At 67.2% G+C, this 25,420-nt stretch carries 30 protein-coding genes, 1 pseudogene and 2 riboswitches; of the genes and pseudogenes, 12 read left to right on the top strand and 19 right to left on the bottom strand.

Going from position 1 to position 25,420, the window contains the following annotated elements; genetic code table 11:
* Nucleotides 1-3 precede the first annotated feature (3 nt).
* The 4 genes from ACFWP0_RS17450 to ampC all read right to left on the bottom strand — a co-directional run bounded on the left by ACFWP0_RS17450 (nucleotide 4) and on the right by ampC (nucleotide 3,823).
* A complete protein-coding gene (locus ACFWP0_RS17450; RefSeq protein ID WP_377844069.1) occupies nucleotides 4-858 on the bottom strand; it encodes a MetQ/NlpA family ABC transporter substrate-binding protein in 855 nt (284 codons plus the stop codon).
* Between the two features lie 151 nt (nucleotides 859-1,009).
* Entirely contained in the window at nucleotides 1,010-1,435 is a 426-nt protein-coding gene (locus ACFWP0_RS17445; protein WP_377844067.1) for a CopD family protein, read from the bottom strand.
* 115 nt (nucleotides 1,436-1,550) lie between these two features.
* On the bottom strand, nucleotides 1,551-2,408 hold the full coding sequence (locus ACFWP0_RS17440) for a DUF2242 domain-containing protein (RefSeq protein WP_377844065.1): 858 nt from the start codon (nucleotides 2,406-2,408) through the stop codon (nucleotides 1,551-1,553).
* A 227-nt stretch (nucleotides 2,409-2,635) separates the two neighbouring features.
* Nucleotides 2,636-3,823: a class C beta-lactamase gene (gene ampC / locus ACFWP0_RS17435; RefSeq protein WP_377844063.1), complete on the bottom strand. Its 1,188-nt coding sequence runs from the start codon at nucleotides 3,821-3,823 to the stop codon at nucleotides 2,636-2,638.
* Nucleotides 3,824-3,934: 111 nt separating this feature from the next.
* A riboswitch (glycine riboswitch) is annotated at nucleotides 3,935-4,025 on the top strand.
* A gap of 1 nt (nucleotide 4,026) precedes the next feature.
* Nucleotides 4,027-4,117: riboswitch (glycine riboswitch) on the top strand.
* Between the two features lie 46 nt (nucleotides 4,118-4,163).
* Between ampC and ACFWP0_RS17430 the strand changes: the two genes are divergently transcribed.
* Complete coding sequence (locus tag ACFWP0_RS17430; RefSeq protein ID WP_377844061.1) at nucleotides 4,164-5,393, top strand: D-amino acid dehydrogenase; 1,230 nt, start codon at nucleotides 4,164-4,166, stop codon at nucleotides 5,391-5,393.
* A 70-nt stretch (nucleotides 5,394-5,463) separates the two neighbouring features.
* Here the strand turns inward: ACFWP0_RS17430 and ACFWP0_RS17425 are convergent, their stop codons facing one another.
* Entirely contained in the window at nucleotides 5,464-6,252 is a 789-nt protein-coding gene (locus ACFWP0_RS17425; protein WP_377844060.1) for a PhzF family phenazine biosynthesis protein, read from the bottom strand.
* Nucleotides 6,253-6,398: 146 nt separating this feature from the next.
* Here ACFWP0_RS17425 and ACFWP0_RS17420 point away from each other — a divergent pair, with 146 nt between their 5' ends.
* The 3 genes and pseudogenes from ACFWP0_RS17420 to ACFWP0_RS17410 all read left to right on the top strand — a co-directional run bounded on the left by ACFWP0_RS17420 (nucleotide 6,399) and on the right by ACFWP0_RS17410 (nucleotide 8,860).
* Nucleotides 6,399-6,872, top strand: coding sequence for a hypothetical protein (locus tag ACFWP0_RS17420; RefSeq protein WP_377844058.1), 474 nt, complete (start codon nucleotides 6,399-6,401; stop codon nucleotides 6,870-6,872).
* Between the two features lie 74 nt (nucleotides 6,873-6,946).
* Nucleotides 6,947-7,549: pseudogene (locus tag ACFWP0_RS17415) on the top strand (tetratricopeptide repeat protein); the annotation flags it as partial.
* 132 nt (nucleotides 7,550-7,681) lie between these two features.
* Nucleotides 7,682-8,860 (top strand): tetratricopeptide repeat protein, encoded by a 1,179-nt coding sequence (locus tag ACFWP0_RS17410; protein WP_377844139.1) that lies wholly within the window; start codon nucleotides 7,682-7,684, stop codon nucleotides 8,858-8,860.
* Nucleotides 8,861-8,882: 22 nt separating this feature from the next.
* Here the strand turns inward: ACFWP0_RS17410 and ACFWP0_RS17405 are convergent, their stop codons facing one another.
* On the bottom strand, nucleotides 8,883-9,530 hold the full coding sequence (locus tag ACFWP0_RS17405; protein WP_377844056.1) for an IclR family transcriptional regulator: 648 nt from the start codon (nucleotides 9,528-9,530) through the stop codon (nucleotides 8,883-8,885).
* Nucleotides 9,531-9,622: 92 nt separating this feature from the next.
* On the opposite strand from ACFWP0_RS17405, the gene ACFWP0_RS17400 reads away from it, so the two are divergent.
* The 3 genes from ACFWP0_RS17400 to ACFWP0_RS17390 all read left to right on the top strand — a co-directional run bounded on the left by ACFWP0_RS17400 (nucleotide 9,623) and on the right by ACFWP0_RS17390 (nucleotide 12,033).
* Nucleotides 9,623-10,591, top strand: a complete 969-nt coding sequence (locus ACFWP0_RS17400) for a Bug family tripartite tricarboxylate transporter substrate binding protein (protein ID WP_377844054.1) — start codon at nucleotides 9,623-9,625, stop codon at nucleotides 10,589-10,591.
* A gap of 14 nt (nucleotides 10,592-10,605) precedes the next feature.
* Entirely contained in the window at nucleotides 10,606-11,490 is an 885-nt protein-coding gene (locus ACFWP0_RS17395) for a TauD/TfdA dioxygenase family protein (RefSeq protein WP_377844052.1), read from the top strand.
* Between the two features lie 90 nt (nucleotides 11,491-11,580).
* Nucleotides 11,581-12,033: a GNAT family N-acetyltransferase gene (locus ACFWP0_RS17390; protein WP_377844051.1), complete on the top strand. Its 453-nt coding sequence runs from the start codon at nucleotides 11,581-11,583 to the stop codon at nucleotides 12,031-12,033.
* A 13-nt stretch (nucleotides 12,034-12,046) separates the two neighbouring features.
* On the opposite strand, the gene ACFWP0_RS17385 is transcribed toward ACFWP0_RS17390, so the two are convergent.
* Nucleotides 12,047-13,021: a GlxA family transcriptional regulator gene (locus ACFWP0_RS17385; protein WP_377844050.1), complete on the bottom strand. Its 975-nt coding sequence runs from the start codon at nucleotides 13,019-13,021 to the stop codon at nucleotides 12,047-12,049.
* Between the two features lie 170 nt (nucleotides 13,022-13,191).
* Between ACFWP0_RS17385 and ACFWP0_RS17380 the strand changes: the two genes are divergently transcribed.
* Together ACFWP0_RS17380 and ACFWP0_RS17375 are read left to right on the top strand one after the other, a co-directional pair.
* A complete protein-coding gene (locus tag ACFWP0_RS17380) occupies nucleotides 13,192-13,548 on the top strand; it encodes a DUF1428 domain-containing protein (protein ID WP_377844049.1) in 357 nt (118 codons plus the stop codon).
* Nucleotides 13,549-13,611: 63 nt separating this feature from the next.
* The gene (locus ACFWP0_RS17375; protein WP_377844048.1) at nucleotides 13,612-14,109 is read left to right on the top strand and encodes a VOC family protein; all 498 of its coding nucleotides are present in this window, start codon (nucleotides 13,612-13,614) and stop codon (nucleotides 14,107-14,109) included.
* Nucleotides 14,110-14,160: 51 nt separating this feature from the next.
* Here ACFWP0_RS17375 and ACFWP0_RS17370 read toward each other — a convergent pair whose 3' ends face one another.
* From ACFWP0_RS17370 to ACFWP0_RS17360, 3 genes are all read right to left on the bottom strand, one after another.
* On the bottom strand, nucleotides 14,161-14,673 hold the full coding sequence (locus tag ACFWP0_RS17370; protein ID WP_377844046.1) for a DUF1993 family protein: 513 nt from the start codon (nucleotides 14,671-14,673) through the stop codon (nucleotides 14,161-14,163).
* A gap of 154 nt (nucleotides 14,674-14,827) precedes the next feature.
* Nucleotides 14,828-15,967 carry an alpha/beta hydrolase family esterase gene (locus ACFWP0_RS17365; RefSeq protein WP_377844044.1) on the bottom strand — a complete coding sequence of 380 codons (1,140 nt, stop codon included), beginning with the start codon at nucleotides 15,965-15,967 and terminating at the stop codon, nucleotides 14,828-14,830.
* 113 nt (nucleotides 15,968-16,080) lie between these two features.
* Nucleotides 16,081-16,263 (bottom strand): hypothetical protein, encoded by a 183-nt coding sequence (locus ACFWP0_RS17360; protein WP_377844043.1) that lies wholly within the window; start codon nucleotides 16,261-16,263, stop codon nucleotides 16,081-16,083.
* A 279-nt stretch (nucleotides 16,264-16,542) separates the two neighbouring features.
* On the opposite strand from ACFWP0_RS17360, the gene ACFWP0_RS17355 reads away from it, so the two are divergent.
* Nucleotides 16,543-17,187, top strand: coding sequence for a hemolysin III family protein (locus tag ACFWP0_RS17355; protein ID WP_377844041.1), 645 nt, complete (start codon nucleotides 16,543-16,545; stop codon nucleotides 17,185-17,187).
* A 40-nt stretch (nucleotides 17,188-17,227) separates the two neighbouring features.
* On the opposite strand, the gene ACFWP0_RS17350 is transcribed toward ACFWP0_RS17355, so the two are convergent.
* The gene (locus ACFWP0_RS17350) at nucleotides 17,228-17,995 is read right to left on the bottom strand and encodes an AraC family transcriptional regulator (RefSeq protein WP_377844039.1); all 768 of its coding nucleotides are present in this window, start codon (nucleotides 17,993-17,995) and stop codon (nucleotides 17,228-17,230) included.
* A gap of 124 nt (nucleotides 17,996-18,119) precedes the next feature.
* Here ACFWP0_RS17350 and ACFWP0_RS17345 point away from each other — a divergent pair, with 124 nt between their 5' ends.
* Nucleotides 18,120-18,935 carry a sulfite exporter TauE/SafE family protein gene (locus ACFWP0_RS17345; protein ID WP_377844037.1) on the top strand — a complete coding sequence of 272 codons (816 nt, stop codon included), beginning with the start codon at nucleotides 18,120-18,122 and terminating at the stop codon, nucleotides 18,933-18,935.
* A 215-nt stretch (nucleotides 18,936-19,150) separates the two neighbouring features.
* Nucleotides 19,151-19,561, top strand: a complete 411-nt coding sequence (locus ACFWP0_RS17340) for a DUF4168 domain-containing protein (RefSeq protein WP_377844035.1) — start codon at nucleotides 19,151-19,153, stop codon at nucleotides 19,559-19,561.
* A 69-nt stretch (nucleotides 19,562-19,630) separates the two neighbouring features.
* Here the strand turns inward: ACFWP0_RS17340 and ACFWP0_RS17335 are convergent, their stop codons facing one another.
* The 8 genes from ACFWP0_RS17335 to ccoO all read right to left on the bottom strand — a co-directional run bounded on the left by ACFWP0_RS17335 (nucleotide 19,631) and on the right by ccoO (nucleotide 25,419).
* Complete coding sequence (locus ACFWP0_RS17335) at nucleotides 19,631-20,392, bottom strand: ABC transporter permease (RefSeq protein WP_377844034.1); 762 nt, start codon at nucleotides 20,390-20,392, stop codon at nucleotides 19,631-19,633.
* Complete coding sequence (locus ACFWP0_RS17330; RefSeq protein ID WP_377844032.1) at nucleotides 20,389-21,312, bottom strand: ABC transporter ATP-binding protein; 924 nt, start codon at nucleotides 21,310-21,312, stop codon at nucleotides 20,389-20,391. The genes ACFWP0_RS17335 and ACFWP0_RS17330 overlap by 4 nt, the downstream gene beginning before the upstream one ends.
* Before the next feature lie 146 nt (nucleotides 21,313-21,458).
* Entirely contained in the window at nucleotides 21,459-21,695 is a 237-nt protein-coding gene (locus ACFWP0_RS17325) for a hypothetical protein (RefSeq protein ID WP_377844030.1), read from the bottom strand.
* Nucleotides 21,696-21,710: 15 nt separating this feature from the next.
* Nucleotides 21,711-21,974 (bottom strand): nitrogen fixation protein FixH, encoded by a 264-nt coding sequence (locus ACFWP0_RS17320; RefSeq protein ID WP_377844028.1) that lies wholly within the window; start codon nucleotides 21,972-21,974, stop codon nucleotides 21,711-21,713.
* Nucleotides 21,975-21,993: 19 nt separating this feature from the next.
* Nucleotides 21,994-23,484 carry a cytochrome c oxidase accessory protein CcoG gene (gene ccoG, locus ACFWP0_RS17315; RefSeq protein WP_377844026.1) on the bottom strand — a complete coding sequence of 497 codons (1,491 nt, stop codon included), beginning with the start codon at nucleotides 23,482-23,484 and terminating at the stop codon, nucleotides 21,994-21,996.
* Between the two features lie 74 nt (nucleotides 23,485-23,558).
* The gene (gene ccoP / locus ACFWP0_RS17310) at nucleotides 23,559-24,521 is read right to left on the bottom strand and encodes a cytochrome-c oxidase, cbb3-type subunit III (protein ID WP_377844024.1); all 963 of its coding nucleotides are present in this window, start codon (nucleotides 24,519-24,521) and stop codon (nucleotides 23,559-23,561) included.
* Nucleotides 24,518-24,694, bottom strand: coding sequence for a cytochrome oxidase (locus ACFWP0_RS17305; protein WP_008168186.1), 177 nt, complete (start codon nucleotides 24,692-24,694; stop codon nucleotides 24,518-24,520). The genes ccoP and ACFWP0_RS17305 overlap by 4 nt, the downstream gene beginning before the upstream one ends.
* Nucleotides 24,695-24,696: 2 nt before the next feature.
* The gene (ccoO, locus tag ACFWP0_RS17300; RefSeq protein WP_377844022.1) at nucleotides 24,697-25,419 is read right to left on the bottom strand and encodes a cytochrome-c oxidase, cbb3-type subunit II; all 723 of its coding nucleotides are present in this window, start codon (nucleotides 25,417-25,419) and stop codon (nucleotides 24,697-24,699) included.
* Nucleotide 25,420: the final 1 nt, after the last annotated feature.

The raw sequence follows: 25,420 nt of genomic DNA, 5'->3' as shown, positions 1-25,420 counted from the left end.
TGCTCAGAAAACCGGGATCACCGAGCCTTCGTACTTGCTCAGGATGAACTGGCGCACTTCCTCGGAGTGGTATACCTTGATCAGCGCGGGCACCCACGGCGCGTCCTTGTCCTTTTCGCGCACCGCGATGATGTTCACGTAGGGATTGTTCTCTTTCTTCTCGACCGCGATGCCGTCGCGCGTGGCGATCAGGCCGGCCTGGTAGGCAAAGCTGTTGACGATGGCGGCGGTGTCCACGTCCGGCAGCGACCGGGCCAGCACGACCGACGCGCTTTCCACAAAGTTGAGCTTCCTGGGGTTGGACGTGACGTCCGCCAGGGTGGCCGTGCCGGTCGCCGGGTCGAAGCCGTCCTTCAGCGTGATCAGGCCCTGGTCGCGCAGGATCACCAGCGCGCGCGTCTGGTTGCTGGGGTCGTTGGGGATCCCCACCTTGGCGCCGTCCGGCAGCTCGTTCAAGGCTTTGTACTTCTTGGAATAGAACGCGATGGGCGAGATCAGCGTGTTGGCCACGGCCACCAGCTTGTAGCCGCGCTGCTTGATCTGGTCGTTCAGGAAAGGGATGTGCTGGAACGCATTGGCCTCCAGGTCGCCGTTGTTCAGCGCTTCATTGGGGCTGGCGGTGCCGGTGATGACGACGGGCTCGACGGCCAGGCCGTTCTTCTTAGCCACCTGGGTCACCACTTCCCAGATCTGCTCGTCCACGCCGCCGCGCACGCCCACTTTCAGCGGCTTGGGGTCGGCCGAAAAGGCCGGGCCGTGGAACATGGCCGCCGAGGCCAGCACGGCGCCCAGCAGGCGCTTGAAGAACGGCGCCCACGCCGCGCGCGCTTGCCCGGCGACAAGAATACGGATAGTCATGATGGAATCGCCTCTAAGTCAACGCAGTTATGAGAGAGACGATTCTAGGGAGGGGACTTACGCGCGCGAACGAATAGTTGGTTGAGTCGTTATTACAGGGGTGTTTGGATATGGCCGCGCAGCATATGGCGCGGCGCTGGCGCCTTGGCGGCTAGAACGGCTTGACCACCACGAGCGTCACGATGGCGGCCGAGGCAAGGACGGTGAACGGCGCGTACAGGTCCACCAGCGGCGGACGGCGGGCGCTGCCGCCGGCCATGCGGCGCAGCGATGCGCTCTGCATGCCCAGCAAGGCCGACAGCGCCAGCGCAAGGGCTACCTTGACCCAGATCCAGTTCATGGCGAACCAGCCCAAGGTCATCGCCAGGTGCAGGCCGATGAGCCAGGCGATGACCATGGCGGGCGTGGTGACGAACAGGGTCCAGCGGCGCAGGGCATGCAGCATCTTGCGTTCCTTGGGCGCGTCGTCGCCGTCCCGCGGTTGCGAGGACAGGAGAAACAGGGAAACGAAGAGCGAGCCCGCGAGCCAGGCCACAACGGCCGCGACGTGGGCCATTTTCAGGAGTTGGTAGGTCATGGCCGGCATTATCGCCGTTCGCGGACGGCGCGCGGCACAGTGGGAAAGCCGGGGATTTGCGCTAGGGCAAACGTCCCGGCGTTCCGCTGCCGTCGCCGAAAAGCCAGTTGCCTGGTTACGGCGTGGCGGGCTTCTCCGGCGCGGCCGGCTTTTCAGGCGATGCCGGCGCGGCGGCGGGCGCGGGGCTGGCCGCTCCCTGCGCTGCCCCCGAGGCGGGCGGGGTCGGCGCGGACGGAGCCGCCGCGGCCGGGGTCGGCGCGGGTGGCGTCGCCGCGGACGGGGCGGCCGCGGGCGCCGGCTTGTCGCCCCCGGTGGCGGCCGCGGGGTTCAAGGTGTCGGCAGGCGCATCGGGCGAGACGACGGGATCGGCGGGCACGGCGGGCGCCTTGGCGGGCGCGGCCTTGCCGCGGCCGGTCGGCGGCTCATGCGGCGCGGCGGCCGCCTGCGCATCCGGCAGGAACCGCTGCAGCAGCTGGAAGAAGCCTTCGTAGAACTGGGGCCGCGTCACGGTCTGGCTGCCCGTCTTCACCAGCGAATCGTCGCTGGCGCCGAACGGCATCGAGACCTGGCCCAGCACGCTCACGCCCACGCTGGCGGCGTTGCTGGTGCGCTTGATCGAATAGCGGTCCTGGACGGCATTGGCGAACACCGTTGCGCGCTGGTTCGAGCTGCCGTCCGAGGCGCATTCGAGATTGAAACTGATCTGGCTGTGCTGCCCGTCCTCGCTCTGGAAATTCTTGTGGCCGGTCAGGCGCGACGGTTCGAACTTGTCGATGTTGTAGCCCTGGCTCAGCAAGGCCCGGCGGCCCGCATCGCACGCCGCGGTGCTGGCGGCGGGAAAGGTCCGGGAGAAGGTGTCGCTCTGCGCGAAATCCTCTTTTTCATAGGCAGGCTTGGGGGAGGAACATCCGGCCAGGGCGGCCGTCAGAGCGGCAAGCAGAGGGAAAGCGATACGGCGGGTGACGCTGGGCATAAGGGGTCCGGCTTGGGGCAACGAAGTCCATTATCGGCCAAGAAACCGGACCAGTTATTGGGGACGGGTTTTTTGCGGTGATATGTTGAAACAAGCTCGGGGCTGGGGCGGGGACAAACAGCAAGGCCGCCAAGCCCCCGGACCAAAGGTCGAGTTGTAATTAGTATCGAAATAGATAACCTGGGGCGACCCGTCGTGCACGACTGCGGCCTCAAGCGCGCCGCCGCTCAGCGCGCCGCCCGGTCCTGCCGCCCCAGCTTGTCCAGTTCATCCAGGATGCCCGCCGCCAGCCGCACGCGGGCCTCGTTCGGATAGTTCCTGTTCGCCAGGATCACGATCCCCTGCTTCCTGGCGGGCACGAAGGCCACATAGCCGCCAAAGCCGTTCGTCGCCCCGGTCTTGTTGATCCATGCCGCCTCCTGCGGGGCCAGCGGCGGATTCAAGGCCGCGGCCGCATGGCTCTGGCTGTTCAGCGTGCCGGCGTTGGCGGCCAGCAGCGTGTCCAGCGCCACCGGGTAGGGAAACTGCTCCCAGACCATGTCCTGCGTCATCTCGCCCACCTGGTAGTACCCCACATGCGTAGCCGCAATGGCGCGCTTGAGCGGCTCGTCCTGGACGCCCATGCCCATGTTGGCCTCGACGAACCGGAGCATGTCGCGCGCGCTGGACTTCACGCCGTAGGCTTCGTCCGCCAGCACGCCGGGGTTCACGCGCACGGGCGCGCCCTGCTTGTTGTAGCCCTGCGCATAGCGGGACATCTTGTCCGCCGGAACATCGATGAAGGTATCGGACAGGCCCAGCTTCGCGAACAGCTCCCCCATCGCCTGCGCGAACGGCTGCTTCATGCTTCGGGCCGTCGCGACGCCCAGCATCCCGATGCTGGGATTGGCGTAGCTGCGGGACGTGCCGGGGGCTTGCGCGGGCTTCCAGGCCTTCAGGTAGTCCATCAGCTGCGCCTCGTTGCGCACCGCGTCGGGCACCTGCAAGGGGAAGCCGCCGGTGGTGTGCGTGGCCAGGTTGACCAGCGTCAGCCTGGCGAAGTCGCTGCCGGCAAGTTCGGGCAGGAACCTGGCGGGGCTATCGCTCAGCGCGAGCTGGCCCCGGGCCTGCGCGTAGCCGGCAAGAGTCGCCGTGAACGTCTTGCTGATCGATCCCAGCTCGAACATCGTGTCGCGCGTGACCGCCTGCCGCGTCTGCCGCGATTGCACGCCATAGGTGTAGAACCGCTGCTGCCCTTGGCTGGTGATGGCGATCGCCATCCCTGGAATGTCGTGCTGCCGCATGACCGCCTGGGCGGCCTCGCTTACCGCCAGATCGAGAGACGGCAGTTCCGTGCGGGCCAAGGCGGGTCCGGCTGCGCCGGCGAAAACAGGGGTGAAAAGCAAGCCTGCGCGCAGCAGTCCTCGGATACGCATGCATCGTCCTTCAGGTTTCAATTGCGTGCATCGTAACTTGGCGCGCGCCGATGCTGGTACTAACCCCTAACGTCGCCCAGCCCGTTTTTGGATATGCTCTGCGGGTCGTTTTAAAACCCCGCAGAAGAGACCCGCCCCCGTGGCGGGCGCCGACGGAGCAACCGCCCCGGAAACTCTCAGGCAACAGGACTGCGCGGTCTAGACAATCTGGAGAGAGGCGCCGTGCGCGCCCACCGAAGGGGATCCCGCCGCCGACCGCGCGCGGGTGAAGCTCTCAGGTACAGAGACAGATGGGGCGCCGCGGCCAACAAGGGCCGCCGCCACCCTTTCTGGAGCCATCATGCCCCGCATCGCCATCATCGGCGCCGGTATCACCGGCGTCACGTCCGCCTATGCCCTGAGCAAGCTGGGCTACGCGGTCACGGTCTACGACCGCCAGCGCTACCCTGCCATGGAAACGTCCTATGCCAACGGCGGCCAGCTGTCGGCCAGCAACGCCGAAGTCTGGAACAGCGCCGCCACCATCATGAAAGGCCTGCGCTGGATGTGGCGCCGCAACGCGCCGCTGCTGCTCAACCCCGGATTCAGCTGGCACAAGTACTCGTGGCTGGCGCAGTTCATGGCGCAGATTCCCAACTATCGCCGCAACACCATCGCCACCACCCGGCTGGCCATCCAGGCCCGCCAGCACCTGTTCGAGATGGCCGAGGACGAAGGCATAGATTTCGACCTGGAGCGCCGGGGCATCCTGCACATCTATCACGACGCCGCCAGCTTCGACGCCGCCAGCCGGGCAAACGCGCTGCTGCGCGAAGGCGGCCTGGAACGCTACGCCGTGTCCAGCAACGAGGCGCGCAGCATAGAACCTGCCCTGCAGGCCGGCTGCCATGGCGGCTTCTACACCCCGTCGGACGCCACCGGCGACATCCACAAATTCACCAGCGGGCTGGCGCGCGCCTGCGAGCGCCGGGGCGTGAAGTTCGTGCAGGACGCGGACATCCGCCACATCAGCCGCGACAGCCGCCCCTATGTGCTGGACATGCTGCGCGACGACGGCCGCGAACGCGAACAGCACGAGGCCGACGCCGTCGTCGTTTGCGCCGGTGCGGCCAGCCGGCAGTTCGCCAGGCAGCTCGGAGACGCGCTGAACATCTATCCGGTCAAGGGCTACTCGATCAGCGTGCATCTGGACGACGCGCAGAGCCTGGCGGCGGCCCCCGGCGTGAGCCTGCTGGACGAGGCCGCAAAAATCGTCACCAGCCGGCTGGGAGACCGGTTTCGCGTGGCGGGCACCGCGGAATTCAATGGCTTCAACATGGACATCCGCGCCGAGCGCGTGCAGCCGCTGGTGGACTGGACGCGCAAGCACTTTCCCGGCATCCGGACCTCGCGCGTGGTGCCCTGGTGCGGCCTGCGCCCCATGACGCCGGACATGATGCCGCGCGTGGGCCCGGGCAAACGCCCCGGCGTGTTCTACAACACGGGCCACGGCCACCTGGGATGGACCCTGTCCGCGGCGACGGCGCAGATGCTGGCGGCGAGCGTCAGCGAGGCCGTGCCCGCGCCGTAGCGGGACAACGGCTCCGGGGCATCCGGGAAGCCGCGGCGCGCAAGCTGGGCGACGCAGGGCTTGCGGAGGATCAAAGGTAGATCGCGCCGCGCAGGTACAGCGCCGCCTGGCCGCTGATGATCACCCGGCCGTTGTCCAGCACCTCGCATTCAAGCTGCCCTTTGCGCGCCCCGCCCTGCTGCGCGCTCAGGCTGCGCTTGCCCAGCCGTTGCGCCCAATACGGCGCCAGCGAGGTATGCGCCGACCCGGTGACCGGGTCTTCGTTCACGCCGACCCGCGGCCCGAACCAGCGCGACACGAAGTCGAACTGGGCCGACGGCGCCGTCACCGCCACCCCGCGCACGTCAAACGCCGCCAGCGCCACGAAATCCGGCTTCAGGCCGTCGATCAGCGATTCGTCATCGATGACCACCAGATAATCGTCGGTGCGGTACAGGGCCTGCGCATCCGGCAGGCCCAGCGCCTGCAGCAGGCCCGGCGGAATCGCCGCGGCCTCGGGCTGCTTGGCCGGGAAATCCATCGCCAGCTTGTTGCCGGCGCGGAACACCTGGAGCTCGCCGCTGCGCGTGGAGAACCGCAGCACTTCGTCCGTGACGCCCAATTGATCGAACAGCACGAAGGCCGACGCCAGCGTCGCGTGCCCGCAAAGATCCACCTCGACGGCGGGCGTGAACCAGCGCAGCTCGTAGACATCCCCGTTGCGCACGACGTAGGCGGTTTCGGACAGATTGTTTTCCTCGGCGATGCGTTGCAGCGTCGCGTCGGCAAGCCAGGCGTCCAGCGGCACGACCGCGGCGGGGTTGCCGCCGAAAGGCGCGGCGGCGAAGGCGTCTACCTGATAGATGTCGAACTGGGGCATGGCGGATCCTGAGTAAAGAGTAAGTCGCGCCCAAGGGCGTCAGACGGCATTTTGCTACATTTATCGCCGCGGCCGGATTGAGCATTTACACTGGAAGCACACCGGCAAGCGGCTTATGAAACCAGGCCCTCAATCACGGAAAGACCATGCATGCACCGTCTGCAGTCCCCGTTCGCAAAGCCCGGGTGCGCGGCCTGATTGCCCGCCTGGGAATTGTCGCCGCCACGGGCCTGTTCATCAGCGCCTCCGCCCACGCGCAGAAGTGGTTTGACGTGCCGCCCCGCCGCGACCATCCCAACATCTCCATCAGGATCGCGGGCATCCCGGACTCGCGGCAGCCCTCCGGAAGCGCCAAGGGCAAAATGGAAATGCGATACGCCATCCCTCAGAACATCCTGGGCCTGGACGGAAAGCGCAGGAACTACAACCGCACGATGACGGACGTCGTGTTCGACTGCAATCAGGCCCTGGTGGGCTTTCTTGCCGCCACCAGTTTTTATATGAACGATGAGCTGGTCGACGCCTTCGGCGAAGAAATCAAGGACGATGGCAAGCCGCAGTTCGTCCGGTTCCCGGAAAACAGCCCTCAGATGAAGGCCTTGCAGGCGGCCTGTGCTTGAAACGCGCCTGGCGCGCATTGGGCGGATAATGGCGCCCTCCCTCCCCTTCCGCGATCCTGCCGTGGAGCTGTTTCTTGGGCACGAGTAACCATCCTGCCGCCAGTCCTTTGACGATTCCCCAGGCTTTGCTGCAGGCCTACGCGCATTGGAACGCGGGCCAGGCGCCGCAAGCCGAAGCGCTTTGCCTGCGGGTGCTGGACGTATCGCCGGACCAGCCCGACGCAAGGCATCTGCTGGGGTTGATGGCCCATGCCTACGGCCAGCCCGACCAGGCGATTGCGCATCTGCGCGCGGCCTGCCGGCCTGCGGGCGCGCCCGCGGCCTACTGCAGCAATCTGGCCGAAGTGTGCCGCCAGAATGGGCTGCTGGCGCAGGCCGAAGACGCCGCGCGACGCGCTGTGGAGATCGATCCCGGGCTTGCGGAAGGCTGGAACAACCTGGGCATTATCCTGCAGGAAGCCGGCCAGTTGGCCTCCAGCCTGGAATGCCTGCGGCGCGTGGCCGCGCTACTGCCCGACAGCCCCGAGGCCCATAACAACCTTGCCAATACCTACAAGCGCCTGGGCAACGGAAACATGGCGCGGGCGCACTACCAGCGCGCGCTGGAACTGAACCCCGACCATGCGCAAGCCCTCAGCAATCTCGCGTTGACGCTGAAGGACGAAGGCCACCGCGACGAAGCCCTGATCGCCGTGCGCCGGGCCATCGATATCGACCCCCAGTTGCGGGAAGCCCATCGGATACTGGCCGAAATGGAAGGTTCGCATTCACGCGACATGCAGGCCGTCGCCTTGGACGCCGCGGGCTCCATCGTCGCCCCGGACGCGGTCGCGGCCGGCTGCGAGGCCGCGCGCCTGCAGGCGCAAGCGCTGCTGGACGCCGGCCGCCATGCCGAGGCCGAATCGTTGTTGCGGCAGGCGCTGGCATCCGGTCCGGCGCCGCTCGCGCTTTGGCGGCAGCTGGCGCATGCGATCCGGCCGCAAGGCATGGTGGACGAGGCGCGCGGGATCCTGGAGATGATTGTGCGCGCGGTTCCGGACGCCATGGGAGCGCGCTTCGACCTGGCGGAGATCCTGCTGCTGCAGGGCGACTTCGCGGCGGGCTGGCGCGAGTACCGCTTCCGCTACCGGCTGGCGCATACCGCGATGCTCGCCCGGCATGTGCAGAAGCCGCGCTGGGACGGACAGCCCATTCCCGGCCGGACGCTGCTGATCCATGACGAGCAGGGCTACGGCGACACTTTCCAGTTCCTGCGGCTGGCGGCCCGGGCGCGCGAGCGCAGCGGGGCGCGCGTCATCCTGGAGGTCAACGCGCAATGCCATGCGCTGGCCGAGCGCAGCGGCGGCTTTGACGAAATTATCTGCCTGGGCGCGGTCCCGCCGGCTTTCGACTGCCATTGCGAACTGATGAGCCTGCCGCTGGCTCTCGGCTTGCGCCTGGGCGACCTGCCGGTCCGCACTGCCTACCTGCGCGCCGATCCGGCCCGCGTGGAGCATTGGCGGGCGCGGCTGGCGCCGTTGCCGCGGCCGCTCGTCGGCCTGGCCTGGGCGGGGCGCCCCGCCCACCCCAATGACGCTCGGCGCTCGCTGGCCTTGTCCGACCTGGCGCCGCTGGCGCAGGACGGCATCACCTTCGTCGCGCTGCAAAAGGGCCCCGCCGCGGCCCAGGGCGCAACGCCGCCGGCAGGCATGGCGCTGGCGTCCTTAAGCGATGAGATCCGGGACTTCGACGACACCGCGGCCATCATCACGCTGCTCGATGTGCTGGTGTCCGTCGATTCCGCGCCCGCGCACCTGGCCGGCGCGCTGGGCTGCCCGGCATGGGTCATGCTGCCGTTTGCGCCGGATTGGCGCTGGCTGCTCGGCCGCAACGATACGCCCTGGTATCCGTCCGTGCGCCTGTTCCGCCAGCCCGCGCCGGACGCATGGGGGCCGGTGCTGGAAGAGATTGCGGCGGCCCTGGGCGCGCTGAGAGATGGCGCCGCATGACAGCGCCAAAAGGCTAGCCCCGCTAGACCACCCCCACCCGTATCACTCCCCCGATGCTCTCGGCCGCGCGCTGCAGCGCCGGCACCATCTCCGCTTCCAGCCGGTCTTCCGACGCCTCCGAAGCCGCCACTGATATCCCCACCGACAGCACGCGCGAGCCGCCCTGCGGCACGGGCACCGCCACCGACACCTGATTGCTTTCGGGGTAATCGAACCGGCTCCATTGGCCCGCCGGCAGGCCCAGCCCGCCGGCCAGCGCGCTGGCCGGCGGCAGGACGCCGCCGACGCGCAGGTTCATCACCACCAGCCGGCGGCGCTCGGCCGGGGCCATGGCGCGGCCGATGATGATGACGCCTTCCGGATTGGCTTCGCCCAGGTTGGAGGTGCCGGAGTAGGCGTCGGCCAGGCGCTGCAGGATTTCCTGCACCGCGTCCGTCACGCCCAGGCTCTCCATGGCCGCGAACCCCAGTTCGAACACCTGCGGCGTCAGGCGCCAGCGGCTGTCCTCGCGCGCGGCGTAGCCCTCTTCCTCCAGCGTTTGCAGGAACCGCAGCACAGTGGCGTGCGGCAGATCGACCGCGCGCGCCAGTTCGGCCAGCGTGGGCCGGCCATTGCCACGGAACGCCCGCATGATGGATAGACACCTCTGGATCGATCTATTATTCTTCATACGTTCACCTGATAAACATATCGTTCACTAGGTGAACAATACACACTAATGATGCTCCCGGCAAGACCGGCGAGCCAGGGAAGGAGACAAACATGAAACGCATCGCGCTAGCGCTTGCGGCAGGCCTTGCCCTCTGTACGGGGCCGGCCATCGCGCAATCGCCATGGCCCTCTCAGCCGATCAAATGGATCGTGCCGTATCCGCCCGGCGGATCGACCGACATGCTGGCCCGGCTGGTCAGCCACAAGCTGGGAGAACGGCTGGGGCAGCCCGTCATCGTGGAGAACAAGGCCGGGGCGGGCGGCAACGTCGGCACCGACTTCGCGGTGAAGCAGCCCGCCGACGGCTACACCATCGTGATGGGCAATATCGGCCCCATCGCCATCAATCCCGCCCTGTACCCGGACCTGCCCTACCAGCCGCAACGCGACCTGGCGCCGGTGACGATGCTGATGAGCGTGCCCAATCTGCTGGTGGTGAATCCTTCCCTGCCCGTGCGTTCGGTGGCGGAGCTGATCGCCTACGCGAAGAAAGCGCCCGCGCCCATGGGCTATGCGACGCCCGGCGCCGGCACGTCGCTGCACCTGGCGGGCGAGCTCTTCGCCTCGACGGCGGGCCTGCGGCTGACCCATGTTCCCTATCGCGGCAGCGCGCCCGGGTTGAACGATACGGTGGCCGGGCATGTGCCGATGATGTTCGACAACATGCCTTCCGCGCTGCAGCTGGTGAAGGCGGGCAAGCTGCGGGCGCTGGCCATCACCAGCGCCGCGCGCTCGCCGCAGCTGCCCGACGTGCCGACGATGGCCGAGGCCGGATTGCCGGGCTATGAGATCGCCGGATGGTTCGGCGTGCTGGCGCCGGCGGCCACGCCCAAGCCCGTCGTGGAGCGCTTGAACAAGGAGTTGCTCGCAGTGCTGGCCATGCCCGATGTGCGCGCGCAGATCGGGGCCATGGGCGGCATCATCGCCGCCGAAGGACCGGCGGATTTCGGGCGGTACATCGCCGCCGAGACGGACAAGTGGGGCGCGCTCGTGCGCAGCGCCCAGATCAAGATCCAATAAGCAAGGAGACAAGCATGACCACGTATCGCCATCTGGAAACGCAACCCATCGCCGGCTCCCTGGGCGCCGAGATCCGCGGCATCGACCTGTCGCGGCCGCTGTCCGACGACCAGTTCGACGAGGTGCGCGCCGCCCTGCATGAACACCTGGTGGTTTTCTTCCGGGACCAGCAGCTGACGCCGCAGCAGCACATCGCTTTCAGCTCGCGCTTTGGAGAACTGCTGGAGGTGCCGTTCGTCCGCGCGCTGGAAGGGCATCCGACGATACTTCCCGTGATGAAGGGCAAGGCCGAAAGCACCCGGCGCCTGTTCGGCGGCCTGTGGCACACGGACATGAGCTACGCCGAAGAGCCGCCGCTGGGATCGGCGCTGTATGGCCGCGTCATTCCTCCGTATGGCGGGGACACGATGTGGGCGAACATGTACCGCGCCTATGAGGGCCTGTCGGACCGCCTCAAGCAGATCCTCGACGGGCTGGGCGCGGTGCACAGCGCCGTCCGGTCGTACGGCGCGGGCGGCGCGGTCGTGAACAATGGCGACCCGGCGCACAAGATGGACGTGCGCACCGACAGCCGCGCCGCGAGCGAGGTGATCCACCCGGTGGTGCGCGTGCATCCGGCAACGGGCAGGAAGGCGCTGTATGTGAACAGCACCTACACGCTGCGCTTTGACGGCATGACGCAGGAAGAAAGCGAGCCGCTGCTTCAGTTCCTGTATCGCCACGCGGCGCGGCCGGAGTTCACCTGCCGTTTCCGGTGGACGCCGGGATCGCTGGCGCTGTGGGACAACCGCTGCACTCAGCATCTGGCGATGAACGACTACGACGGCTTCGACCGCGAGATGCACCGGACCACGATATCGGGAGACCGGCCGATCGGGGTGGGACGGGAAGCGCGCTGATCCGCGCCGGGCCGATGCAGCGCGATTGGCCCAAGGGTTGTTAAGATCTTCTGAGGTTCCCTATCCGCATATGCGATCCCGGAGACAGCCATGCAACCCTTGGATAATGGCGTGAACGTCGCCCTGGCGACCCAGGCGGACGACATCTTGGTGGAGGCCTTTGCGCGCTTGCTGCCGCAGCTCTCCAAGACCGCGCCGCCGCTTTCGAAATCCGAACTCGACGAGATCATCCACGCGCCGTGCAATCACGTGTTCGTGGCCACGATGGGCCTCGACCAGCGCATCGTGGGCACGCTTACGCTGGTGCATTTCCGCATTCCGACGGGCGTGCGGGCGTGGATCGAAGACGTGGTCGTGGACCAGCAGGCGCGCGGCCTGAAGGTGGGCATGGCGCTCACGCACGCGGCCATCGTGAAGAGCCGCGAACTGAACGCGAAGACGCTGGACCTGACGTCCAACCCCAGCCGCCTGTCGGCGCATCACCTGTATGAATCGGCGGGCTTCGTCATGCGCGACACCCGCGTCTACCGGTTCCAGCGCTAGGCGCCGGGCGGCGCTACTGGTAGCGCTCGCGATACCCGACCGGCGACATGCCGCAATACTTGTTGAAGATGTCGCGAAAGGCCTTGGTGTCGTTGTACCCGACTTCGTACATGACCTCGGCGACGCTCTTGCGCGAGGTCTCCAGCCGCTTCTTGGCCGCTTCCACGCGCACGCGCTGCACATATTCGACGATGCTGTTGCCGGTGGCCTGGCGGAAGCGCCGTTCCAGCGTGCGGCGGCCCAGGGCGTGGCGGCCGGCCAGTTCCTCGACGGTGATCTTCTCGGTGTAGCGGCCTTCGATGTAGTCCTGCACGGCGCGCACGACCTGGTCCGCGTGCGCCTTCTGTCCCATGAACACCGAGAACGGCAGCTGGCTCTGGCGGCTCCAGTCCAGCTGGAAATACTTGGCGCACCAGATGGCGGTGTCGCGGTCGGTGTACTTCTCGATCAGGTGCAAGACCAGATGGGCGGCCGAGAACGCGCCCCCGCTGGTATAGACGCCGTTTTCCGCCATGACGACGCGGTCGCTGACCCATTGCACGCTGGGAAACAGGCTGGCGTAGAGGTTCTGCGCCACCCAGTGGACGACCGCTAGCTGGCCGTCCAGCACGCCGCCCGCCGCAAGCAGCGCGGCGCCCATGCACAGGCTGGCGACCTCGCCGCCGTCGCGGTGATGCCGCGACAGCCATTCGATGAGTTCGCGGTTGGACAGCACTGCGTCGGACACGGAGCCCAGCAGCGGCGGCGCAATGCAGATATGGATGTCGCGGGCCTCGTCCAGCACCAGGTCGGCCTGCACCTTGATGCGCCCGTCGTCCAGGCTGACCTCGCGCGTCAAGGCCAGCGTGCGCACCAGGAACCTGGGCTCGCGGCCATGCGCGGCCAGGTATTCGTTGGCCACCAGGAAGCCGTGGCGCGCGGTTTCCAGGGAGGCGATGTTGGCCCCTTTGGGCAGAAGGAACGCGACGTTTTTCATCCTGCCAAGCATACCCCCGCACGTTGACGCAATCCACCTGCAAGATTGTCGCAATTGCCTATCTGAAACCCGGGCCGATCCCGATAAAGTGACATCTGCCGGCCCTGAATCCGGACGGCGGCCAGGGCGGCTTGCGGGCGCCCCGGCGGTGAACAGAACAACACGGACGATAGGAGTGACAGATGGAAAAGTACATAGATGGTTACCTGCTGAGCGTACCCAAGGAAAATCTGCCGGCGTACAAGAAAATGGCGCAGCAGGCGCAGGCGATCTGGCTGGAATACGGCGCGCTGGACTACCGGGAAGGCGTCGCGGACGACATCGACCGCGAAGGCTTCGGCTCGTTCAGCGCCGCGGCCGGGGCCCGCGAAGGCGAGACAGTGGTGTTCGCCTGGATCCTGTACGCCAGCAAGGCCGAGCGCGATGACATCAACGCCAAGGTCATGTCGGACCCGCGGCTGACGGGCATGTCCTGCGAGGGCGTGTTCGATTTCAAGCGCATGTGCTGGGGCGGATTCACCACCCTCATCGGCAACTAGGCGCGCGGCGCGCGCGCAGGCTGCGCCCCGGCGCGGCCTGTCAAACAACGAAGGAGACACATTATGGCCACCGCTGCAACCAAGCCCATCCCCGAAGGCATGCATACGCTTACTCCGCACATCGTGTGCGAGGGAGCCTCCGATGCCATCGCTTTCTACAAGAATGCCTTCAATGCCGAAGAACTCGCGCGGCTGCCGGGCCCCAACGGCAAGATCATGCATGCGGCCATACGCATCGGCGATTCCGTGCTGATGCTGATGGATGATTTTCCGGAGTGGGGCAGCCTGGGCGCAAAGGCGCTGAAAGGCACGCCGGTCACGCTGCACCTGTACCTGGACGACGTGGACGCCGCGATGCAGCAGGCGGTGAGCGCGGGCGCGCAGGTGACGATGCCCGCGGCCGACATGTTCTGGGGCGACCGCTACGGGCAGGTGGTGGATCCCTTTGGCCACCGCTGGTCCATCGCCACGCACAAGCAAGACCTGACGCCGGAAGAAATCCAGCAGAACATGGCGCAGATGGGCGAGATGAGCGGCTGCGGCGACGCCACGAAGAAATGACCGGACAGGCCGGGCGCGATGGCCCCGGCCTGGTTCCGGCGCGTCAGGCGCCTAGAGCGGGTACGGACCCAGGAAGTCGAGCTTGCCGATCGGCACGCCCGCCTGGCGCAGGATGCCGTAGGCGGTGGCCACATGGAAATAGAAGTTCGGCAGCGCGAAGGTCAGCAGATAGTCGTCGCCCTGGAACTCGGCCTTGAATTCGCCGAAGCTCAAGGCGATATTGCGGCTTTCGGCGCCATCGATCTGCTCCGGCGTCACGCTTTGCAGGTAGGCAATGGTGTCGGCGATGCGCTGCTGCAATTGCCCGATCGTGGTTTCCTCGTCGGGGAATTTCGGGGCGACGCCTTGGGACAGGCGCTGCACCGCGAACTTGGCCGCGTCGCTGGCGCGCTGGATCTGGCCGGACAAGGGATACATGTCGGGCGCCAGGCGGGCATTGACGAGCGCTGACGGATCGGCCCCCGTCGACTGGGCATGGGCGGCGGCTTTTTCCAGCAGCGCGGCCAGTACGGTGAGGCCGCGGATGAAGACAGGCACGGACGCCTGGTACATGGACAGAGGCATGGCGATGATTTCCGTAAGGCTTTCCGGGCCGGAGCACGGCGCTCCGGACTTGCGGGGAATGCCGCGATCTTACGCCGCGCCCGGCCGGAGCCGGCCGCGTCCGGCCTCGACATATCCATTCCCGATTCGCGAACAATAGCGCCTTGGGCCGCGCCTACAAAGCGGCCTGGATCTCGTCCGCCGGCGCGGCGGCGATGCGGCGCTGGCCCTGGAAGAATCGCCAGACCAGCGCCGAGGCATCCGGCCCGCTGCGCGCGTGGTATCTCACGGAAGCGTCGCCGCCGCTCCATGCGTGCTCCACGCGCGTGATCTCGCACAGGCGCAGGACGGTCTTGCGGCCGCGCAGCATGTCCACGCGGCGATATGCCTTGTCCGTGCCCAGGCCCAGCACCCGCTCCACCGGCGTGTCTTCGGGACGCAGGAGGTTCAACGCCCGGAACTGCTCGAACAGCTGCCTGGCGTTGCGCGGGGCCACGGCCGGGTCGAGCTGCCCTTGCAGGATCATGGCGGGCATGCCGAGCTGGAATACGGCCGGGTCCGCCACGGCCTCCAGCAGCGGCAGCAGCGGCTTGACGCTGCCGCGCCGCATCGTGCCGATGCCGCCCGCGGCATTGCGGGCGTCGCCCACGACCGGGCCGGAGTGCATGGCCAGCGCGGCGACCAGCGCGGGATGCCGCAGGGCCACCAGCGCGGCCATGCCCGCGCCCGCCGACAGGCCTGCGATGTAGACGCGCTCGGGGTCGAGGCCATGGCGGGCGACTTCCGTCCGGATCAGGGCCGCGATCAGGTCGGCCTCGGCGCCGCCATGGGCGTCGTCCGGCTGAAACCAGCGCCAGCAGCGCTGCACCTGCCGCGCCATGGACTGCTGCGGATACAGCACCATGAAGCCGCCGGCGTCGGCCCATTGGTTCATGCGCGAGCCGCGCGCGAACGCCATCGAGGTCTGCCTGCAGCCGTGCAGCATCACGACCAGCGGCATGGCGGACCGGGGCGCGCAAGCCGGGGTGTAGCGGGCGAAAGCGAGCCTGCGGCCCGCGCCGTCGGAAAACTGGCGCGAGGCCTCCCAGCGTCCGTTGCCCAGCGGCGGCGCGGCCGCGCTGCGCGGCGCCGCGGCGGAAGCGGCTTTGGCAGCCTTGGCCGCCTTGGCGGCATGCCCGGCCGCGACGGCCGCCTTGCGCGCCGACACGGTGCGCTTGCGCGCGGTCTTGGGAGCCGCCATGCGCAGCGCCGCGCGCTGGAGCTTGCTGATCTTCTTTGCGGCTTTGAAAAACAGACTGCTGAAACTGCGCGCCATTTGCTAGGGCCTGTTCAAATCCTCTTTACCCCACGTCAAGGTCCCGGCGCGCATGGTCATCGCGGGTTGCCGGGTGCGGCGGCCGTGCCGCTCGTGGGGGTGGACGCCAGGCCTCAGAAGCGGGCGGGCGAGTGGGCTGCGGAGCCGGTGAGCAGTTCCAGACAGGAAACCAGCGCCACGGCGATCGTGATTATGGAAAGCACCTTGACCACTTTACTGGAGTCGGGCCGGGTCAGCATCGCTGTCATGCGCGTGACGATGTATGCCCCAACCATAAGGCCAATTGCCGGAATCATCGGTGCCTCCCCTAAGAGTATCTGTTGCGGGCGCGCTGTTGCGCGGCCGCTGGTGCAAGCCCAGAAAGAAGAATGCGTGCCGCTTCTGCGAGCGGTTCGTTGCTGCGTTAAATGTATCACAGAGTAACTGCGCCGGCCCGATTTTCCTTGGCCTGATCCACGGCCGGCCTTGCCCAAGATCAAGCCTTCCCCGCATCGCCTTCCAGAAGCCCGCCCGCGCACTTGAGCCGCCTGCGCAAAACGCCTATGGTGGAAGCCTTGCCATAACAAGATCCATTCATGTTTCCTGACGACCGCCCCCAGACCACAGGCGAAGAAATCGCCAACAGCATCAGCCATGGAGTTGGCGCCGCCGGCGCGCTGGCCGCGGCCCCGCTCCTGATCGTCGCCGCCGTGCGCCAGGGCGATGCGGCCTTCGTCGCGGGCGCGGCGGTGTTCGCCGCCACGATGTGCCTGCTGTATCTGGCCTCCACCATCTATCACGCGCTGCCCCATTGCCGCGCCAAGCAGATCTTCAACGTGCTCGACCACTCCGCCATCTATCTGCTGATCGCGGGCACGTACACGCCGTTTGCGCTGGGCGCCTTGCGCGGCCCCTGGGGCTGGACGCTGTTCGGACTGGTGTGGGGGCTGGCCCTGCTGGGGGTCGGCCTGAAAGCCAGCAAGCGGCTCAACCGGCCCGCGCTTTCCACGGGGCTGTACCTGGCAATGGGCTGGATCGTCGTCATTGCCGCCAAGCCGCTGCTGGAACTCGTGCCCACGGGCGGCCTGTGGTGGCTGGTGGCGGGGGGCCTCGCCTATACGGGTGGAGTCGTGTTCTTCGTGTTCGACAACCGCTGGCGCTACAGCCATTTCATCTGGCATCTGTTCGTGCTGGCGGGCACCGCCTGCCATTTTTTCGCGGTGTTCTGGTACGCGGCCTGAAGTCTCGCGTCATCGGCCTCCGTTTCCGGCGGGACGTGCCCTAGTCCTGCCGCAGGTACTCGGTGGGCGCCCTGCCCAGCACGCGCCGGAACATCGTGGAAAACGCCGCCGGGCTCTGGTAGCCGAAATCCAGCGCGATGGCCGTAACCGGCTCGCCTGCCGCCAGGCGCGCCAGGGCCAGCACCACGCAGGCGCGCTGGCGCCACTCTGAAAACGCCATGCCCGTCTGCCGCCGGAAATACCGGCTGAAAGTGCGCAGGCTCATGTGCAGGCGGTCCGCCCAGGCTTGCGGCGGCACGCGGGCGTCGGGCGCGGCGATGAAGGCGCGGCACAGCGGCGCCAGGCGCTTGTCGCGCGGCAGCGGGATGTGCAGCGGCAGCACCGATGCGCGCTCGACCTCATGCAGCAGCAAGGCGGCCAGCGCGCCGTCGCGGCCCTGCCGGTCATAGTCGGCGGGCATGTCCACCGCCTCGATCAGCAATTGCCGCAGCAGCGGCGAGACATCGATCACCTCGCAGGCATTGCGATCCGCGCGCGCCGCGCCGGGTTCGATGTAGGCGCTGCGCGTGCTCACGCCCAGCATGCGGACCTGGTGCGCCACCCCTGCCGGGATCCAGACGGCGCGCTGCGGCGGCACCACCCAGTTGCCGCCCCGCGTGACCACGTGCATGACGCCGGTCGCGCCGTACAGCAGCTGAGCGCGGCGATGCGCGTGCGCGGGCAGCAGCTCGCCGGGCGGATAGTCGTTGCCGATGGCGACGACGGCGCGGTCCAGATGGTCGTACCGGTCGATATGGGTGTTGCGCATTGGGGTCTTGCCGCCGGCGCGGCAGCGGGGATTGGCCGAAACAAAAACATTATTGTCCAATCCCCGAAAGCGGGCCAATGCGCGCTGCCGTATCGTGACTGCTTTCCCTGAAAGGAAGGGCGGCATGATCTATCTGGTTCTGGCCTTGTTCGGCGGCTTGAGCGGCGTCACCACCGTGCTGTTCGGCTTTGGCGGCGGGTTTGTGGTGGTGCCGGTGCTGTACGGCGTGTTGACGGCCACGCATGGGGCCCAAGACGCCATCGGCCAGTCGGCCATGCACATCGCGGTGGCCACCTCCACCTGCGTGATGATCGTCAATTCGGTCGCCGCCACGCGCAAGCACCAGCGCGCCGGCAACATCCTGCGGGCCTACGTCTGGCCGCTGGCGGGCTACATCGCCGCGGGCGCCCTGCTGGGCGCGCTGGCCGCCACCCGCGCCAGCGGCGACCTGGTGCGCCATGCCTTCATCGCCTATCTGGGCGTGACGATCCTGGATTGCCTGCTGCGCCAGGGATTCATGGCGCAGCGCGAGGCAGAGGCGCCGCGGCCGCTGGGACAGGCGGTCGCGGTGGGCGGCGGCGTGGCCATCGGGGCGATCGCGACATTCCTGGGCGTGGGCGGCAGCGTCATGACCGTGCCGCTGCTGCGCCGGCGCGGCCTGCCGATGGCCAAGGCCGCGGCCATGGCCATCCCGCTGACCCTGCCGGTGGCCCTGGTGGGCACGCTGGCCTACATGGCGGCGGCGCGCGGGCTGCCCGCCGCGCTGGCGCCGTGGATCGTGGGCTATGTGGACCTGCTGGCCTTCGCGGCGCTGGCGCTGGGGTCGCTGGCGGGCATCCGCCTGGCCGCCCCGCTGATCCCGCGCATACCCGACCGCCTGCACGCGCGGGTCTATGTGCTGCTGCTGGCCATCGTGATGCTCAGCATGCTGATCCTGTAGCAACCGGCCTCGCCGCGCGCAAACCTAAGGACACATCGCGACCAGCAGCGACTACGAAACCGCGCAAAACGTTTCAGCGGCGCCCGGGGGGCCGCCCTCCTGAGGCGCATGCGCATATCGTGGCCTGCCGACACAGGAAAACACATCGGGAAACTTGTCCCCCGCCGGGTCCCGTCGTCATCATGTTCGGACATTAACCGGAACAAGGAGGTTTCATGCAGCGTTCCACTTACGCATTCCTATCCGCCGCCATACTGACGACGGCGCTGTCCGGTGCACCTGCCCTGGCGCAACAGGCCAGCCAGCCCCAAGGGCAGACGCAGGCACAGCCGGGCATGGCGCCCGCCGTGCAGCAGCCTTCCGACCAGCAATTGCAGCGCTTCGCGTCGGCATCGCAAAAGATCTCGGGCGTCGTCGACGAGTACCGCCCCAAGGTCGACGCCGCCAAGTCGGACGAAGCCAAGCAGAAGGTCGTCCAGGAAGCGGACGCCAAGATGGTGCAGCTGGTTCGCGCCGACGGCCTGACCGTCGAGGAATTCAACGGCATCGGGCAGGCCGTGCAGCAGGACCCGCAGCTCAAGCAGCGTGTGATGAGCATGAGCAAGGGCGGTCCGGCCCCCAGGTAAGCCGCGGCCCCAAGCCGGCGGCAGCCAGGCGCCACCCGCCCTTTCCGGGCGCGTGGCGCTTTTTTGCGCCTAGGTCTTCAGCCGGTAGCCGGTCTTGAAGATCCAGCGCACGCCCAGCACGCAAGCCACCAGGAAGGCCAGCGTCATGCCCACGCTGACGCCCACGCTGACGTCCGCCACGCCGAAGAACGCCCAGCGAAAGCCGCTGACCAGGTAGAGCACCGGGTTGAACAGGGTGGCGGTCTGCCAGAACGGCGGCAGCATGTTGATGGAATAGAAGGTGCCGCCCAGGAAGGTCAGCGGCGTGACGACCATCAGCGGAATGAGCTGCAGTTTTTCGAACCCGTCGGCCCAGACGCCGATGATGAAGCCGAACAGGCTGAACGTGACCGCGGTCAGCACCAGGAAGCCCACCATCCAGAACGGATGCGCGACCTCGAACGACACGAACAGGCGCGCCGTGGCCAGCATGATCAGCCCCAGGATGATGGACTTGCTGGCGGCGGCCCCCACGTAGCCCATGACGATCTCCACGTAGGAGATGGGCGCGGAGTGGATTTCGTAGATGGTGCCGGAAAAGCGCGGCATGTAGATGCCGAAGGAGGCGTTGGCGATGCTTTGCGTCAGCAGCGACAGCATGATCATGCCCGGCACGATGAAGGCGCCATAGCTGACCCCGTCGATCTCGACCATGTGCGAGCCGATGGCCGATCCGAACACCACGAAATACAGCGAGGTGGAGATCACCGGCGACAGCACGCTCTGCATCAGCGTGCGCCAGGCCCGGGCCATTTCAAACAGGTAGATAGCGCGAATGGCGTAGAAGTTCATGATTGACCGTGTACCAGGCTGACAAAGATATCCTCGAGCGAGCTTTCCGTCGAATTCAGGTCCGTGAATTCGATCTGCAGCCTGCTCAGGTCGTGCAGCAGCCGCGAGATCTCGCCGCCGCCCTGGTTGTCATAGGTGTAGACCAGCCTGTAGCCGTCGCCGGACAGGTCGAGCTGATAGGCGTCCAGCGCGGTCGGAATGCCCGGCAACGGCGCCTTCAGCGTCAGCGCCAGCTGGCGTTTGCCCAGCTTGGCCATCAGCGCGTTCTTTTCTTCGACCAGGATGATCTCGCCCTTGCGGATCACGCCGATGCGGTCGGCCATCTCCTGGGCTTCTTCGATGTAGTGCGTGGTGAGGATGATCGTGACCCCGTTTTCCCGCAGCCGCCGCACCATTTCCCACATGCCGCGGCGCAGCTCCACGTCGACGCCCGCGGTGGGCTCGTCCAGGAACAGGATCGCGGGCTCGTGCGAGAGCGCCTTGGCGATCATGACGCGGCGCTTCATGCCGCCCGACAGCGCCATGATGCGGCTGTCCTTCTTGTCCCACAGCGACAGGTCGCGCAGCACCTTCTCGATATACGCGGGATCGGCCGGCTTGCCGAACAGGCCGCGGCTGAACGTGACGGTGTTCCAGACGCTTTCGAAGGCGTCCGTGGAGATTTCCTGAGGCACCAGCCCGATCTTGGCGCGCGCCTCGCGGAACTCAGACACGATGTCGTGGCCGTCGGCCAGCACCCTGCCGCCGGAGGGATTGACGATGCCGCAGATGATGCTGATCAGCGTCGTCTTGCCCGCGCCGTTCGGCCCGAGCAAGGCAAAAATCTCGCCGCGCTGGATATCCAGGTTCACGCCTTTGAGCGCCTGGAATCCCGAGGCGTACCGTTTGGATAAACCCTGAACTGAAATGACCGGCTGCACACGAGCCCCTAACTTGAACGATAGCCGGGGATTTTACCCGCCGCGCAGTTACAGCTTGTTCAGCGTGGCGGAACGGTGTGTTTGGAATTCGCGGATTACCGGGACCGGCGCGGAGCCGGAGCGAATTCGCCAGGAAGGCCCGAGCCTCAGAAGTCCTCGTCCTCCACGGCCTTGGGCATCAGGTAGGCCGTCAGGGCGCTGGACACCCCGGCCATCAGCCACAGCACGAAGAACGACACGGTGTAGAAGCCCATGCGGCCCGTGGGGAAGTAGCCGAAGACGACAACGTCCAGCGGGTCGATCAGCGCGAAAATCAGCGCGCTTGCCATGGCGGCGGCCAGGAAGGACGGCCACAGGATCCACATCAGCGAACGAAAGCCCATGCGTGCTCTCCCCCGTTACGGCTTGGCCGGCGCGGCGCCGGCGCTCAGCGACGCCATGCCCTCGCCGGCGTTGGGCGCGGCCTGTTCGATGACCAGCCCGCGCTTGACGACGCCTTCCCGGATGGGCTGGCTGCCGAACTGCGTGACCGCGAGGTAGATCGTGACGAAGCAGCCGAGCATGGCGGCGAACGGGCCCGCCATCAGGATCCAGGGCCAGGGTTCGCGGTACCAGGGCTTGGCGGGTTTGGCTTGCGCGGCGGCGGTTTGCGCGGCATTCATGTCGATATCCTTGTAGTGCTCAATCAGGCACGTAGAAACTGGCGGCTTCGTCGGTCTCGATGGACCGGTTTTCGCCGTCCTGGCCGCGCGCGCGCAGCGTGATGGGATGGGCGCCGGGCGCGGCGCCCGCCGGGGCGCGGATCACCATGGGCACCAGCTTGTTGGCGGCGGCTTCGACCTCGACCACGTCCGAGCCCTGCTGCCCGGCCAGCACGGCCAGGCCCGGCATGCCGTCCGCCGACAAGCGCAGGCGCATCGGCGTGTCGGACGTGTTGATGATCTGCAGGCGGTAGACGTTTTCGATGAGTCCGCCGGCGACTTCGCGGCCCAGCACGCCGCGGTCGCGGATGACGTCCACGCGCAAGGGGTTGCGCACCACCAGCGAGGCCACGAAGGCCGCCGCCAGCAGCGCGATCAGCGCGCCGTAGATCAGCACGCGCGGACGCAGCAGATGGGCGCGCGCGCTTTTAGCGGACAGGCCGTCCAGCATGGCGCGGTCCGAGGTGTAGCGGATCAGGCCGGGCTCGTACTGCATCTTGTCCATGACCTGTTCACAGGCGTCGATGCAGGCGCCGCAGCCGATGCACATGTATTGCAGCCCGTCGCGGATATCGATGCCGGTGGGGCAGACCTGCACGCACAGGCTGCAGTCGACGCAGTCGCCCATGCCCGCGGCCTTGTGGTCGACCTTGCGCGAACGGCCGCCGCGCGGATCGCCGCGGCGCTTGTCGTAGGTCACCACGAAGGTGTCCGGGTCGACCATCACGCTTTGGAAGCGGGCGTACGGGCACATGTACTTGCACACCGATTCGCGCATGAAGCCGGCGTTGCCCCAGGTGGCAAAGCCGTAGAACAGCATCCAGAACCACTGCCAGGGGCCGAGCTGCAGCGCGAACAGTTCATGGCCCAGTTCGCGGATGGGCGCGAAGTAGCCGATGAAGGTGGACCCCGTCCACCACGCGAGCGCGATCCACAGGAAGTGCTTGGTGAACTTCAGGCGGACCTTGCGCCAGCTCCACGGCGACTCGTCCAGGCGGATGCGCGCGATGCGGTCGCCTTCGACCTTGCGCTCGATCCACATGAAGATCTCGGTGTAGACCGTCTGCGGACAGGCGTAGCCGCAGAACAGGCGCCCCGCCACCGCGGTGAACAGGAACAGCGCCAATGCCGAAATGACCAGCAGCACGGCCAGGTAGACGACGTCTTGCGGCCACAGCACCAGGCCGAACAGGTAGAACTTGCGCGCGCCCAGATCGAACAGCACGGCCTGCCGCCCGTTCCATTGCAGCCAGGGCAGCCCGTAGAAGACGATCTGGGTGATAAAGACGAACGCGATGCGCCAGCGGGCGAAGATGCCGCTGACGGATCGCGGATAGATCTTGCTGCGCACCCCCGCCAGCGTCTGCTCCAGGGTCTCCTGGCCGGGACGCGGCGGCCGCGTATGCGGCCGCCAGGGCGGCGGGTCACCGCCAGGCGAAGTGCCGACGCTTGCGGTTGACCCATCTTCCATTTGCTGCTCCGTACTCTAAGTCCAAGTGATATGGGAGCCGCGCCGCGGACCCCCACGTATATGCCGCTGCCCCGCTACTTTGCCGCGTCCGACTCGGCGGGGGTTGCCGCGGCCTGCTTCTGCGCGTCCGGCTTGTTGGACAGGCCCCAGACCCAGGCCGTCAGGATCTTGATCTGCTCGGGGCTCAGGATGTGCTCATGCGCCGGCATGCGGTTGTCGCGGCCGTCCAGGATCGTCTTGACGATGGTGGCTTCCGAGCTGCCGTACAGCCAGACGTCGTCCGTCAGGTTCGGCGCGCCCAGCAGCGGGTTGCCCTTGCCGTCGACACCGTGACAGGCCACGCAGAAATTGGCGTACTCCCGCTTGCCGCGGAACACGCGCACGGGATCGGCCGTCAGGCCGGACAGCGAACGCACGTACTGCGCGATGTCGCCGGCCATCTTGGGGTCGATTGCTTCCTTCCAGGGAGGCATCACGCCATGGCGGCCTTCCTTGATGGTCTGCATGATGGACTCGGGCGTGCCGCCGTGCAGCCAGTCTCCGTCCGTCAGGTTGGGAAAGCTGGGCGCGCCCTTGGCGTCCGAGCCGTGGCACTGCGCGCAGGTGTTCAGGAAGAGGCGCTGGCCGATTTCGCGCGCGCCCGGGTCCTGGGAGATCTGCGGCACCGTCATGGTCTCGAAGCGCGCGTAGATCGGACGCACGGCTTCGGCCATCTTCGCCTGCTGCTGCGCGACCTCTTCGGTGCTGCTGTACCCGAGCTGGCCCTTGTACTGGCCCAGGCCCGGCATCAGGAACAGATAGCCCAGCGCGAAAGCGCAAGCCAGCAGATACATCCACGTCCACCAGGTGGGGACCGGGTTGTTCAGCTCGGTCAGGTCGCCGTCCCAGACGTGGCCCGTGTCCTCGACCTGCCCGCTGGCGGGCTTGGCGCCGAGCCAGCGGCGCTGTGTGTACAGCAGCCAGACGCACCAGACCACGCCGCCCACGGCGACGATCGAGATGAAATACCCCCAGAAGCCATTAACGAAATCGCTCATGACCGATTCGCTCCATCTTGTTGTGCCTGTCCGAATTCATCGGGCAGTGCGAACGGCAGCATGGCCGATTCGCGGTTGGCGCCCTGGCGGCCGCGCGAGCAGGCCCACCAGACGATGCCGAAAAAGGTCGCCATCGAGATGGCGGTGACGATTGCGCTCAGGTAGCCCAGCATGGTCAGCCTCCCGCCGCCGCTTGCGCGGCGGGCTGCGCCGCGGACTGCGCGGCAGGCTGGGCGGCCTTCTTGGCCTCTTCAGCCTGCTTGGCCAGCTGCGCCTTGCGCACGCCGACGCCCAGGCCTTGCAGATAGGCGACCAGCGCGTCTTCTTCCGTCTTGCCTTCGATGGCCTTGGGAGCCGCGGCGATATCCTCGTCCGTGTACGGCACGCCCAGCGCGCGCAGGGCGCGCATGCGCTGGTCCACGTTCTGGCCGGTAATGACCGTCTTTTCCAGCCACGGATAGGCCGGCATGTTGGACTCCGGCACCACCTTGCGCGGATCGCGCAGGTGGATGCGGTGCCAGTCGTCGGAGTAGCGCTCGCCCACGCGCGCCAGGTCCGGACCCGTGCGCTTGGAGCCCCACAGGAAGGGATGGTCAAAGACCGATTCCGACGCGATCGAGTACGAGCCGTAGCGCTGCACTTCGGCAGCCAGCACGCGCACCTGCTGCGAGTGGCAGCCCACGCAGCCCTCGCGGATGTAGACGTCGCGGCCCATCAGGCGCAGCGGGCTGTAGGGTTCCACCCCCGCGACGGCCTGGGTCGTGCTGTGCTGGAAGAACAGCGGAACGATCTGGACCAGGCCCGCGAAGGACACCACCAGGATGCTGGCGATGATCATCCAGCCGATGTTCTTCTCGAGCGTCTGGTGGGTAAAGAAGCCAGGTTTCTTGTTGGCCATG

Source organism: Achromobacter sp. NPDC058515 (genome assembly GCF_042721735.1).
Taxonomy (GTDB): Bacteria; Pseudomonadota; Gammaproteobacteria; order Burkholderiales; family Burkholderiaceae_B; genus Achromobacter.
Note: the sequence above shows the minus strand (reverse complement) of the source record. Positions and strands in the feature narration are given on the sequence as shown.